The following is a 13,756-nucleotide window of genomic DNA, read 5'->3' on the forward strand; positions in this document are numbered from 1 at the left end:
ATGTTGCAATTTCAAGCACGTCGTCCCTACAATTCTGCGATTGCAACCGTCGTGCGTTGCGAGCGTGATGCAGAGGAGAGCTTGGTGGACCACGTGGTGCACTCCCTGACCGGAGCCCAGTACGGAATGTGGCTTGGCCAGCAGATGTCCCCGGACGTCGCGTACACCGTCGCCCAGTACGTCGACATCAGTGGTCCGTTCGACGTCGAGATCATGCGCGCCGCGACGCGCGAGACCAGCGACGAGTTCCTCTCTCCGTACGTCCGCATCGAGGTCGACGAATCCGGCACCCCGGTCCAGTGGGTCGACCGCAGCATCGATGCCGCCGCGCAGGTGATCGACCTCGGGCTCGCGGACCTGCCGGAGGATCAGCGGATCGACGCCGCCGTCGCGTGGATGCGCGCCGAGTACTCGCGCCCCATCGACCTCGCGACCGACGAGCTCATCATCAACCGCCTCATCCGGGTCTCCGACGATCGCTGGCTCTGGTACGCCCGCGCGCACCACGCCGTCCTCGACGGCTACGGCGCCTCGATCCTGCAGCGCCGCGTCGCGGAGCGCTACACCGCCGCGGCGACCGGAGCCGAACTCCCGCCGCTCAAGCCCGCGCCGCTCCCGCCCGAGGGCTTCGTGACCGCCGAGGACAAGTACTTCGCGTCCGCGCGCGCGGACGGTGACGCCGAGTACTGGGCCGGCGTCGTCGCGACCCTCCCCGAGGCCGCGGGCCTGAGCCGGGTGGTCGCGGCACCGTCGAGCCTGAACCTGCGCCGCAACGGCGTTCCCAGTGCCGAGGCCGGGGCCCGGCTGGAGGCGGCGGCCGAGCGCCTGGGCACCAATCGCACGGGGCTGGTGATCGCGGCCTTCGGCGCCTACGTCGCCGCCGTCGCGGGGCGCGAGGAGATCTCGGTGTCCGTTCCCGTCGCCGCCCGCACCACGGCGGCGCTCCGCGGCTCGACCGGAATGACCGCGAACGTGCTGCCCGTGCCGGTGCGCGCGGGTGCGGGCGCCACCGTCTCGGACATCATCGACGGCACCGGCCTCGATCTCCGCAACGGCCTGCGGCACCAGCTCTATCCGGCCGCGCGGATGGAGGCGCCGACGATGCGCGAGGGCGTCGTCGGCTCCACCTTCGGCGACACCATCAACATCATGATGTTCTCCTCGGCGATCACGCTGGGCGAGGCCGCCGGCACCCTCAACCTGCTCACGTCGGGCCCGGCCGAGGACGTGGCGGTCACCGTCTACGAGTCCGAGCAGGGCGCGCTGCGGATCGACATGGAGGCCAATCCGGCGTCGTACACCGTGGCCGACCTGGATGCGCACTTCGAGCGGTTCATGCAGTACCTCGAGCGCTTCGCGGCCGCGCCCGGCGGTACCCCCCTCTCCGCACTCGCCGTCGCGACCGACGCCGAACGCGCCGACTGGAACCGTTTCGCCGGGATCGACGCGGCCCCGGCGGGCGACCCCGCGGTACCGATGCCCGAGCTGCTGCGCCGCACCGCCGCGGCGCACGCCGACCGGGTCGCCGTGGTCGACGGCGACCGCAGCATCACCTACGGTGACCTGGACCAGTACAGCGACCGTCTCGCCCGGTACCTCATGACCATCGGGGCCGCACCCGAACAGCGCGTGGCGCTGCGCATCCCGCGCTCCCTCGAATCCGTGATCGCCGTCTGGGCCGTCGCGAAGACCGGCGCCGCCTTCGTGCCGATCGACCCCAAGCTCCCCGCCGAGCGCGCCGAGCACATCGCCACCGCCGCGGCGCCCGTCGCCACCCTGACGCCCGCGGACCTCGCGCGCGTGTGGGGTCCCGGCGCGAACGCCGGTGCCAGCGACGCGGATTGGCCGACGATCGAGCTCGCCAACCCGGCCTACCTGATCTTCACCTCCGGTTCGACCGGCCGTCCCAAGGGCGTCAGCGTGACCCACGCCGGACTGTCCGGCCTCGCGGCCGAGCTGGTCCGCTCGCACGGCCTGGCCGAGGGCTCGCGCGTGATGCACTTCGTCTCCCCGGGCTTCGACGCTTCCGTCCTCGAACTCCTCATGGCCGTCGACAGCGCCTCGACCCTGGTCGTGGTCCCGCCCGACGTCTACGGCGGCGAGGAACTGGAGGACGTCCTGGCGCAGGGCGGGGTCAACGGCGGGTTCATCACCCCCGCGGCCGTCGCCACCCTCGACCCCGCGAAACTCCCCGCGCTCACCGCGCTCGGCGTCGGTGGCGACACCGTTCCGCAGGCTCTCGTCGACCGGTGGGCCGGCAAGGGGCGCAACCTGGTCAACGTGTACGGGCCCACCGAGACCACGATCGCCGTCACCCTCGGCGCACTCCGGAGCGGCGAACCGGTCCGCCTGGGCGGGCCGATCCCCGGTACCCGGCTCTACGTACTCGACCCCTACCTGCGGCCGGCGCCCGTCGGCGTCGCCGGCGAACTGTACATCTCCGGCCCCGGCATCGCCCGCGGGTACCACGGCAACCCCCTCCTCACCGCGGAACGGTTCGTGGCCAACCCCTTCGAGGACGACGGCGCCCGCATGTACCGGTCGGGCGACCTGGTCCGCTGGGACGCCGACGGCAGGCTCGAGTTCCTCGGCCGCATCGACTCGCAGGTGAAGCTGCGCGGATTCCGTATCGAGCTCGGCGAGATCGACGCCGCTGTGATGCGGGTGCCCGGCACCGAGCGGGCCGTCACGGTCGTGCACGGCGACGACACCGCCACCGCGGAACTCGTCACCTACGTCACCGGCACCGCCGCCGTCGACGCGATCACCGCGAGCATCGCCGCGGAACTCCCGGCCTACATGGTTCCGGCACACATCATCGCGCTCGACGAGTTCCCGCTGACCGTCAACGGCAAGGTCGACCACAAGCAGCTGCCACAGCCCGAGCGGGCGGCCGTCGCCGTGTCCGCCGGCCGCGGCCCGCAGACCGACGCCGAGCGGCTGGTCGCCGAGGCGTTCGCCGAGGTGATCCCCGGCGTGAACAAGGACGACCTCAACGTCACGACCACGCTCTTCGACCTCGGCGGCAACTCGCTCTCGGCGACCCGCATCGCGGCGCGGCTCGGATCCGCGACCGGCACCCGGGTCAGCGTGGCGACGGTCTTCGCCAACCCCACCGTCGAGGGGCTCGCCGCCGCGATCGGCGGCGCACCCGTGCCGGCGGCGGCGATCGCCGCCGCCACCGAGACCGTGGTTGCCGCCGAGCCCGAGCCGGAGTTCGCGGCACCGTCGGACCCCGAGGAGGCGGCCGAGCTGCTTCCCGCCCAGCACCAGATGTGGGTCCGCAACCGCGTGAGTCCCGATGGCTCGTACCACATCCCGGTCGCGCTGCACCTGCGCGGCGACGTCGACGTGTCCGCCATGCGCGTGGCGCTCGGCGACGTCGTGGCCCGGCACACGCCGCTGCGCACCGTCTACCGCAACGGCCCGACCGCCGGCGAACCGGAGGTCCAGGTGCTGCCCGCCGGACCGAACCTCGTGCCGTTCACCGAGCGCACCGTGGCACTCGACGAACTGATGGCCGCCGCCTCCGACTACGCGGGCGAGCCCTTCGATCTCGCCGCCGACGTGCCGATCCGCGCCCGCCTGTACCGCATCGACGAGCGGCACCAGGTGCTCGTGCTCGTGATCCACCACATCGCCGCCGACGGGTGGTCGATGATGCCGCTGGCCGGTGACCTCGCCACCGCCTACGCCTCGCGCACCCACGGGAAGGCGCCGAAGTTCCCGCCGCTCCCGCGCACCTACACCGAGCACGCGCGGTCCTACAAGCACCGCCTGACCGGGGCGCCCCGCCAGGCCCTCGACCGGTTCTGGGCCGACGTCCTCGCCGATCCGCCGGCCGAGTCGGTGCCGCCCGCCGCGGTGCCGCGCTCGGGCGGCGTCGTCTCCGCGGCGCGGTCGATCGGCACCCGCGTCGCGCCCGAGGTGTGGGCCGGCGTGGCGGGCCTGGCCCGGGCCCACACCACCACGCCCTTCATCGTGGTGCACGCGGCACTCGCCGCGGCGATCTCGCGCCTGTCCGGCCAGAGCGACCTGGTGATCGGCACCGCCGTCGCCGGGCGCGGCGAGGCCGAGCTCGACGGCCTCGTCGGCATGTTCGTGAACTCGATCCCGCTGCGCACCCGGACCAGCAACGATCAGACGTTCGCGCAGCACCTCGCCGCCGTGAGCCGCGGTGACCTCGACGCCCTGGACCATTCGGATCTGCCGTTCGAATCGGTGCTCGAACTCGTCGACCCGCCCCGCGCCGCGGGCCGTCACCCGATCTTCCAGGTGATGCTCAACCAGCGTCCCTTCGACACCCAGCACTTCCCGATGGCGGGCGTCGACGTCGAGGTCGTCCCCGTCGACGTGCCGATCGCCCGGTTCGACATCGAGGTCACGCTCGGCGCCGACGGGACCATCGAGCTGCGCTACGCCTCGGAGCTGTACCGCGCGGAGCAGGCGGAGTCGATCCTCGACGCCCTGGTCGCCGTGCTCACCGCGGTCGGCCGCGATCCGCAGACCACCGTCGGCGAACTGCCGATCATGTCGGCGGACCGGCTCGCCGAACTCACCCCGGTGCGCGGCGTGGAGGCCGACTTCCACACCCCGCTGGGGCAACTGATGCGCGAGGCCGCCCGGACCTACTCCAACCGCCCGGCCGTCATCGACGGGCAGCGCGTACTGACCTACCGCGAGCTCTACGCCGATGCCCGGAAGGTCGCCGCGGCCGTCCTCGCCGCCGGCTCGCGCCCCGGCGAGGCGGTGCTCACCGACCTGCCGCGATCCGCGGAGTCCATCACCGCCTTCTGGGGAATCACCCTGGCCGGCGCCGCGGTGGCGCCGGTGGACCCGAAGTACCCGCAGGACCGCCGCGACTACATCGCGAACGATGTGCGCGCCCGAGTCGGCGTGACCGCCACCGGCAGCGGCGTCGAGGGCGTCAACTGGGTCGCGATGGACAACCTGGACGGCGACGGTTACGACCCGCAGATCGTTCCCAACCTGGACGACGCCGCCTACGTCATCTACACGTCCGGCTCCACCGGCCAGCCCAAGGGCACGGTGGTGACGCACCGCGGCCTCGGCAACTTCGCCGAGGAACTGCACGTGCGCCTGCAGACCGGTGCCGATACGCGGGTCCTCGCGTTCGCCTCCACCGCGTTCGACGCGACGGTGCTCGAGCACCTCATGGCGATCCGCGTCGGCGCGCCCCTCGTGGTGGTGCCCCCGGGGACCACCGGCGGCCGTGAGCTGGAGAAGATCGTGGCCGATCACGTTGTGACGCACGGCTTCCTGACCCCGTCCACGCTCGCCACGATCGACCCGGACGCGGTGCCGTCGTGGACGCACGTCCTCGCGGGCGGCGAGGCGCTGGGCCCCGGCCTGGCGAAGAAGTGGAGCGTCGGCCGCCGGCTGCACAACGGCTACGGTCCGACCGAGACCACGATCATGACCGCGATCTCCGACGCGCTGTCCGGTGACGGCCGCGTGCCGATCGGCCCGCCCGTCCGCGGGCAGGAGCTGATGGTGCTGGACGACGAGCTGCGGCCCGTGCCCGTCGGCATGCCGGGCGAGCTGTACGTCGCCGGTCCGCAGCTGGCGCGCGGCTACCACCGCCGCCCGCAGCTCACCGCCTCGCGCTTCGTCGCCAATCCCTACGGCGGGCCCGGTGCTCGGATGTACCGCACGGGCGACGTCGTCCGCTGGACCCGCAGCGACAGCGGGCAGCTCATCGTCGACTTCGTGGGCCGCAACGACTTCCAGGTCAAGATCCGCGGCATCCGCATCGAGCTCGGTGAGATCGACGCGACCATCGACACGATGCCCGGCGTGGACTTCGTCTCCACTCAGGTCCGCCCGGGCCCCGACGGTGCGCCGGCCCTGGTCGCCTACGTCAAGGGCGACGTGGACCCCGCGTCGGTCCGCGCGCACGTGCGGACCCGTCTGCCCGGCTTCATGGTTCCCGCCGCGGTGATGATCATCGCCGCGGTGCCGATGGGCAACACCGGCAAGCTCGACAACGCGGCGCTCCCGGAGCCGTACTTCGGAGGCGCGGGAAACGCCGCCGCCAAGCCCACGACGCCGGGCGAGAGCCGCGTCGTCGAGGCCTTCCGCAAGGTTCTCGGCAGCGAGGCCATCGGCGTCGAGGACGACTTCTTCGACCTCGGCGGCAACTCGCTGTCCGCGAACGAGCTGGTGAGCCTGCTCGGCAACGGGATCGAGGCGCGCACCGTCTTCGACCTGCGCACCCCGGCCGCGATCGCGACCGCCCTGACCGGCGATCCCGACCGGATCTCCAACGAGTCCGCCCTCGAGGACCAGGGCCTGCGGCGCGTGCAGCGCGGCGACCGGATGCCGCTGTCGTCCGCGCAGGAGCGGATGTGGCTGCAGAACAAGATCGACCCGGGGCCGACGTACAACATCGGCGCGGCGTTCCTCGCGAGCCGGCCCGTCGACAAGGCGGTTCTCGACGCCGCCCTGCGCGACGTGCTCGCGCGGCACGAGAGCCTGCGGACCCGCTACCCGTCCTCCGCGGAGGGGCCGTACCAGGAGATCCTGCCCGCCGACGCGCCCGAGGTCCGCGACTTCGCGGCCGAGTTCGGCACCGCCACGTCCAACGTCGCCGGCCAGGAATCGGCGATCGCCGAGTTCGTGGCGCGGCCCTTCGCGCTCAACCGGGACGTGCCGCTGCGCGTGATGACGGCGCCGACCGGCAAGGGCTCGATCCTCGCCATCGCCGTGCACCACATCGCGGCGGACGGTGCCTCCGTGGTGCCGCTGACCCGTGACCTGATGGCCGCCTATCTCGCCCGCAGCACCGGAGCCGCGCCGCAGTGGAGCGAACTCCCGCTGCAGTACGCGGACTACGCGGTGTGGCAGCGCGGCCAGGCGGAGAAGGACGCCGGTGCGGTGGCCTACTTCGCGGAACGTCTCGCGGGCGTGCCCGAGGAGAGCTCCTTCCCGGCCGATGGCCCACGGCCGACGATCGGCTCGACCGACGCCGGCGAGGTCGCCATCGTGCTGCCGAAGGCCGAGCGGGATGCGCTCGCGGACTTCGCCGGCAAGCGCGGCGTCTCCATGTTCATGGTGCTGCACGCCGGCCTCGCGGCGCTGCTGCATCGCGTGAACGGCGCCGAGGACGTGGTCATCGGCACGCCGGTGATCGGGCGGACCGATCGCCGCCTGCGCGACGTCGTGGGCATGTTCGTCAACACCGTGGCCCTGCGCACCACCGTGACCGGCGCCGAGAGCTTCAACGCCCTCGTCGACCGGATCCGCAGCGGCGACCTCGACGACCTGGTCCACGCGACGGCGCCGTTCGAGCGGGTCATCGAGGCGCTGCAGCCGCCGCGCAGCCGGGATCGGCACCCCGTCTTCCAGGTGGTGCTGAGCCACCAGAACCTGGGTGATCCGCTGAGCGTCATCACCTCCGACGGCGGCGGCATGTTCGAACTGGAACCGCTTCCGCTCGCGGCGGCCACCACGACCTTCGACGCGACCTTCGAGGTGCGCGAGGTGGAGGAGGGCCTGCGGTTCAACTTCCGCTACCGCACCGACCTGTACCGCCCGGCGACGGCCGAGGGCATCGTCGGCCGCCTCGCGCGCCTGGTGACGGCGGGCGTGGCCTCGCCCGACACCCCGGTGGCGGACCTCCCGGTCCTGCTGCCCGCGGAACAGGCGCTGTTCCAGCGGGCGTCCACCACGATCGAGCCCCACACGATGGCCGAGATCCTGGCGCGCGCAGTGCGGCAGCGCCCCGGCGCTCCCGCACTGCGCGACGGCGACGTCCACTACACGTACTCCGAGCTGGACTCGGCGGTATCGGCGCTCGCCAACCGCCTCGCGGGCCTGGGCGTGGGCACCGGAACCCGTGTGGCCGTGGCGGTCCCGCGGTCCGCGGCCTCGGTCGTCGCGTTCTGGGCCGTGGCGCGGCTCGGCGCCGTGTACCTGCCGGTCGACCCGAACTACCCGGCCGAACGGATCGAGTACATCCTCGAGGACGCCGACCCCGCGCTGGGCCTGACGGTCCGCGACGCCGCCGACGGCCTGCCGAAGACCGTCGACTGGGTGCCGGTGGACCTGGCGCCCTCGCGTGTTCAGCACCCGCCCGCCGAGGTCGCACCCGTGGGTGTCGACGATCCCGCGTACGTGATCTACACCTCGGGTTCGACGGGCAAGCCCAAGGGCGTCGTCGTGCCGCACCGGGGGCTCGCCGCGATGGCCGACACGCTGGTGCGCCAGCACGCCGTCGGCGCGGGGGCGCGAGTGCTGCACTTCGCCTCGCCCAGCTTCGACGCCTCGATCCTCGAGCTGCTGCTGGCGACCTGGTCCCGCGCCGAACTCGTGATCGCGCCCGTGACCCTGTACGGCGGTGCGCCGCTCGGCGACTTCCTGGCCGAGAACGAGGTGACCCACGCGTTCATCACCCCGGCGGCGCTCGCCACCATCCCCGACCGCGACCTGCCGCTGCTCGAAGCGCTCAGCGTGGGCGGCGACGTGCTGCAGACGGAGCTGGCGCGCCGCTGGTCCAACGGACGGATCCTGATCAACGCCTACGGCCCGACCGAGGTGACGATCGCCGCCACCATGGGCGCCGTCGATCCCGACAACGTGGGCATCGGCAGCGCGGTCACGGACGCGCAGCTGATGATCTGCGACGAGCGGCTGAACCTGGTGGCGCCCGGCACCGTCGGCGAGCTCTACGTCGCGGGTCCCGGTGTGGCGCACGGCTACCTGGACCGGCCGGAGCTCACCGCCTCGCGGTTCGTCGCCAATCCGTACAACGACGCGCAGGGCTACAAGCGCATGTACCGGACGGGCGACCTGGTGCGCTGGCGCGCCTCCGACTCGGGCGAGCCGGTTCTCGAGTTCGTCGGCCGCAGCGACGACCAGCTCAAGGTCCGCGGCTTCCGCGTGGAGCCCGGCGAGGTCGCCTCGGCCGTCGAGAGCCACCCCGACGTCCGGCAGGCCGTCGTGGTCGTCGACCGCGGCGACGGCTCGCTCGAGGCCCAGGCCGCGGCCCGACTGGTCGCCTACTACGTGGCCGAGCGGGCGGTCACCGTCGACGCGCTCCGGGAGTGGGTCGCGGACCGCCTGCCGCGGCACATGGTCCCCGCCGTCTTCCAGGAGATCGACAGCGTGCCGGTGACCGCGCACGGCAAGACGGACCTCAAGGCCCTGCCGCCCGTCGGCGCGCCGGCCAAGGCCGCCGTCGCCCCCGACGACGTCGTCGTCTCGCCGCTCGCCGGCGTCGTGGGCCCCGCGTCGTCGAAGCAGCGGATGGACACGGCCGCCGGCCTGGAGAACGCCGTCGCCGAGATCCTCTCCGACGTGCTCGGCGTGGCCTCGCTCGGCATGGACGACGACTTCTTCGCCGTCGGCGGCACCTCGCTGCAGGCCGCGATCGCCGTCGACCGGCTGCGCGAGCGGTTCAACGCGGAGGACGCCAGCATCCGCTGGTTCTTCGAGGACGCCCGGGTCGGCACGATCGCGGCCCGGATCGCCGGTGCCCCTGCCCCCGTCTCCACCACGGCGGTGATCACCGGCGTGGCCGCGGATTCCGATACGGCCATCACCGACCCGATCCTGCCGCTGCGCGCGGGCAACCCGGGCGTGGAGCCGCTGTACTGCGTGCACCCCGCGGTGGGCCTCGCGTGGAACTACCTCGGCCTGTCCGGCGAGCTGGATCCGAGCATCCCCATCATCGGGTTGCAGGCTCCCGGCATCTCCTACCCGATGCCGCCCGCGGATTCGATCCGCGAGCTCGCGCGCACCTACGTCCGCAACATCCGCACCAGCCGTCCCCACGGCCCGTACAACCTGCTCGGCTGGTCCCTCGGCGGCCTCATCGCGCACGAGATGGCCGTCGAACTGCGGGAACTGGGGGAGAAGGTCAACCTGGCCCTCATGGACGCGTACCCGCTGGGCGACTACCGCGGGCCCCGCGAGGAGATGTCGATCGCGGCGCTGCTGCGCGAGTTCGTCGGACTCGACGTCGACGAGGACGCGGAGCTCACCGCGGCCGACGCCCTCGACCTGCTGGCGACCGCCGGCGGCCCGGCGCGCGAACTCTCGCGCGGCCAGATGGAGCGCCTGCTGGCGAACTACCGGCACAACACGCTGCTCGGCTACTCGCACCGGCCGCGCGAGTACGACGGCGACATGCTGGTCTTCCGCGCGACCGAGCAGACCACGGGCGGCCTCGTGCCGCAGCTGTGGCGGCCGTACGTGACCGGCCTCGTGCAGGTGCACGACATCGAGGCGACGCACAACCAGCTCGGCGCGTCGCCGGCGATCGACGAGGTCGCCCGCACCATGAACGTCTTCCTCACGGGCAACTACACCGCGGTGGTGAAGTCGAAGAGCAAGACGCTCGACGATTCGAAACCGCTGGTGAGCGTGCGCGGCCTGACCCGCAAGTACGGGCGCGGCAAGAAGGCGGTCTTCGCCCTGAACGGCGTGGATCTCGACATCGCACCCGGCAGCGTGCACGCGCTGCTCGGCCCGAACGGCGCCGGTAAGACGACCACGGTGAAGATCATCTCGACGCTCATGAAGCCGTCCGAGGGCTCCGTCAGCATCGACGGTGTCGACGCCCTGGCCGACCCGCGGCGCGCCCGGTCGATCATCGGCCTCTCGGGTCAGTACTCGGCTGTCGACGAGAACCTCACGGGCCGCGAGAACCTCGAGATGTTCGCGCGTCTCTACGGTTTCGACAAGATCTCCGCGCAGGGCCGTGCGAACGAGCTGCTCAAGCAGTTCCGCCTCACCGCGGCCGCGGACCGCGCGTCGGGCACGTACTCCGGCGGTATGCGCCGCCGGCTCGACCTCGCCGGGGCGATCATCGCCCGCCCGCGCCTGGTGGTGCTCGACGAGCCGACCACGGGGCTCGACCCGCGCAGCCGCAAGGACGTCTGGGACGTGATCGCGCGACTGAGCAAGGAGGACGGCATCTCGGTGCTGCTCACCACGCAGTACCTGGACGAGGCGGAGATCCTGGCCGATCTGGTGACGATCATCGACCAGGGCCGCATCATCCGGTCCGGTACCGTGCCCGAGCTGAAATCCGCTGCCGCGGCGGACCTGATCCAGATCGGGCTGCGCGAGCGCGACCGGGTGACCGCCTGGCCGATCCTGGCCCGGCACGCCATCGACGGGACCGCGATCCGAGAGGCCTCCGGGCTCAGCGCGATCCGCGTGGCCGACGGCCAGCGCAAGCTGGTCGCCGTCCTCCACGACCTGCGGGAGGCCGGCGTCCAGGTCGAGTCGGCGATGTTGCGCGAAGCCACCCTGGACGACGTCTTCTTCGCCCTCACCGGCGAGGACGCGAACAAGACCGAGGAGAACAACGCATGACCGCGATCATCTTCCCGCGGGAGCGGGAGCCGTCGCTGAGCGGATTCCTCAGTGACTGCGCGGTGATGACCCGCCGCAACCTGACCACGCTGGTGCGGATCCCGCAGCTACTGCTGGGCGCGACGGTGCAGCCGATCATGTTCGTGCTGCTGTTCAGCTACGTCTTCGGCTCCGCGCTCGGCGGCGAGGTGGGCGGCGATCGCTACCGGGAGTTCCTGCTCGCGGGCATCCTCGTGCAGACGGTGGCGTTCAGCTCGGGGCCGACCGCGATCGGCGTCGCATCCGACATGAAGAACGGCATCATCGACCGGTTCAGCTCCCTGCCCATGTCGCGCCTCGCGGTCATGGTGGGGCGCACCACCTCCGACCTCGTGGTCAATTTGATCAGCGTGGCCGTGATGCTGCTCGTCGGCCTCGCGGTGGGCTGGCGCTTCCGCGGCAGCTGGGTCGACGCGGCCCTGTCGCTGGCGACGCTGTTCCTGTTCGGTTTCGCGATGTCCTGGCTCGGCGCCCTCATCGGCCTGTCCGTCTCGACCCCCGAGTCCGCGCAGGCGCTGTGCATGATCGTCATGTTCCCGATGGCCTTCATCTCGTCGGCGTTCATCGCCTCCGGCGACCTGCCCGGCCCGCTCCGCACCATCGCCTCGTGGAATCCCGTGACCTCCATGGCGCGCTCCTTGCGGGAGGCCTTCGGTAACCCGCTGAGCCCCAAGCCCGTGGTGGACGAGCCCATCAACTGGGCGGCCGAGCACGCGACCGCGTACTCCGCCCTCGTCTCCCTCGCGATGATCGTGATCATCGTGCCACTCGCCGCTCGTGCGTACATGAAGCACTGACGGCCCGAGACCACCCGACTCCGTATCCCTTTGAACAAGGAGAACCGAAATGAACAACCCCTTCGACAACGAGGCCGGCGAGTTCCTCGTGCTGGTGAACGACGAGGGTCAGCATTCGCTGTGGCCCACGTTCCGTGAGGCCCCGCGGGGCTGGACCGTCGCGTTCGGCGAGGGCGGACGCTCCCGCGCGGAGTGCCTCGAGTACATCGAGTCGGCCTGGACGGACATCCGCCCCCTCAGCCTGCGCGCCTGACCTTTCGTTCCACCACCGCGGCCGGTGGGGCCCACGCCCTGCCGGCCCGCGGCGTGCACCCGCCTACATGGCGTGCGGGTACACGCTCACCATGTGGGCGCCGTACCAGCAGGTCACCGTGATGATGCCGACGCAGGTCCAGACCCGCGCCGGCTTCGACGCCCTGGCCAGCGCGATGGCGATGGGGATCAGCAGCACGAAGGCGGGCAGCAGCAGTCGCGGGCGGGACATCATCAGCCCGCCCGAGCCGAGCAGCGAGATCACGACCAGCGCGCCGTACAGCGTGATCGGCCAGGGCATCTTCGAGCGGACCGCGAGCACGATCAGGACGATCGACGCCGCGAGCAGCGCGACGACGGACAGGTCCGCCACGTCCGAGCCGTTGATCAGCGTGTAGTTCACGAACTGCCACGTCTGCACGCCCAGGTCGAAGGTCGTGCCCCAGCCCTCCGTCTGGATCCGGAACCAGCCCGTCAGGCTGCCCGTGTGGTGTGCGACGATCAGCAGGTAGGTCACCCAGCCCAGCGGGGTGAGCAGCACGCAGATCGCGGCCCTGACGCGCTCGGCACCGTCGGACGAGAGGACGGCGATGAGTGCCGCGAGCGCGACCACCCCGATGAGGACCACGGACGTCGGCCTGCAGAAACCGGCCAGGGCCGTGCAGATCCCGGCGAGGATCCACTTGCGTTCCATCACGCCCACCAGTGCCCAGCCGGCCAGAGCGCAGTACAGCGCCTCCGTGTACGCCATGGTGAGCACGATCGACATCGGGGCCGCGGCGAACAGCACCGTCGTGAGGAGTCCGGCGCGTTCGGCCAGGTGGGTGGGCACCTGCGGCATGTGCTCGACGCACAGCCGCCCCAGCCGGTAGGCGGCGACCGCCGCCACGCAGCCCAGGATCACGTTGACCGTGAGCGCGGCGCGGTAGGCGTCGAAGCCGGGCAGCTGCGCGACGGCGCGCACGAGCATGGGGAAGCCGGGGAAGAAGGCGTACGCGGTATCCGCGGTGTGCTCGCCGCGCGCGTCCACGAACCGCCACGGCATGTCGTCGTAGCCGTACGTGGCGAGGCCGATCATCCACTTGCCGTCCCACGCCGTCAGAAGGTCGGCGAGGTTCTGGTTGCGGAGCTGCGCGAACCGCGCGAGCACCGCGAGCCCGATGCCGCGGATCGCGAGGTACAGGACGACCGGCAGCCAGACGTCGCGGGTCCGGTCGAGCAGCGACGACGGTGCCCGCACGGGACCGGGGTCGGCGAGGTCGGGGGCGGTCGGCACGGCTTGCATCGTACCGACGGTGCGGGGCGCGTCGTCCCCCCGCGCGCCG

General features: G+C 72.0%; 4 protein-coding genes. 3 read left to right on the forward strand and 1 reads right to left on the reverse strand.

Annotation, left to right across the window (positions count from 1 at the left end):
- Positions 1-84 precede the first annotated feature (84 nt).
- The 3 genes from ELY19_RS09360 to ELY19_RS09370 are packed head-to-tail and all read left to right on the forward strand — an operon-like array spanning position 85 to position 12,432.
- Positions 85-11,343: a non-ribosomal peptide synthetase gene (locus ELY19_RS09360; RefSeq protein ID WP_164711570.1), complete on the forward strand. Its 11,259-nt coding sequence runs from the start codon at positions 85-87 to the stop codon at positions 11,341-11,343.
- Entirely contained in the window at positions 11,340-12,179 is an 840-nt protein-coding gene (locus ELY19_RS09365) for an ABC transporter permease (protein ID WP_126195950.1), read from the forward strand. The genes ELY19_RS09360 and ELY19_RS09365 overlap by 4 nt, the downstream gene beginning before the upstream one ends.
- Positions 12,180-12,228: 49 nt before the next feature.
- Positions 12,229-12,432, forward strand: a complete 204-nt coding sequence (locus tag ELY19_RS09370) for an MbtH family protein (RefSeq protein WP_126195951.1) — start codon at positions 12,229-12,231, stop codon at positions 12,430-12,432.
- Between the two features lie 63 nt (positions 12,433-12,495).
- Here ELY19_RS09370 and ELY19_RS09375 read toward each other — a convergent pair whose 3' ends face one another.
- Positions 12,496-13,716: a mannosyltransferase family protein gene (locus tag ELY19_RS09375; protein ID WP_126195952.1), complete on the reverse strand. Its 1,221-nt coding sequence runs from the start codon at positions 13,714-13,716 to the stop codon at positions 12,496-12,498.
- Positions 13,717-13,756 lie beyond the last annotated feature (40 nt).

It is taken from the genome of Tsukamurella paurometabola (assembly GCF_900631615.1).
Lineage (GTDB): Bacteria > Actinomycetota > Actinomycetes > Mycobacteriales > Mycobacteriaceae > Tsukamurella > Tsukamurella paurometabola_A.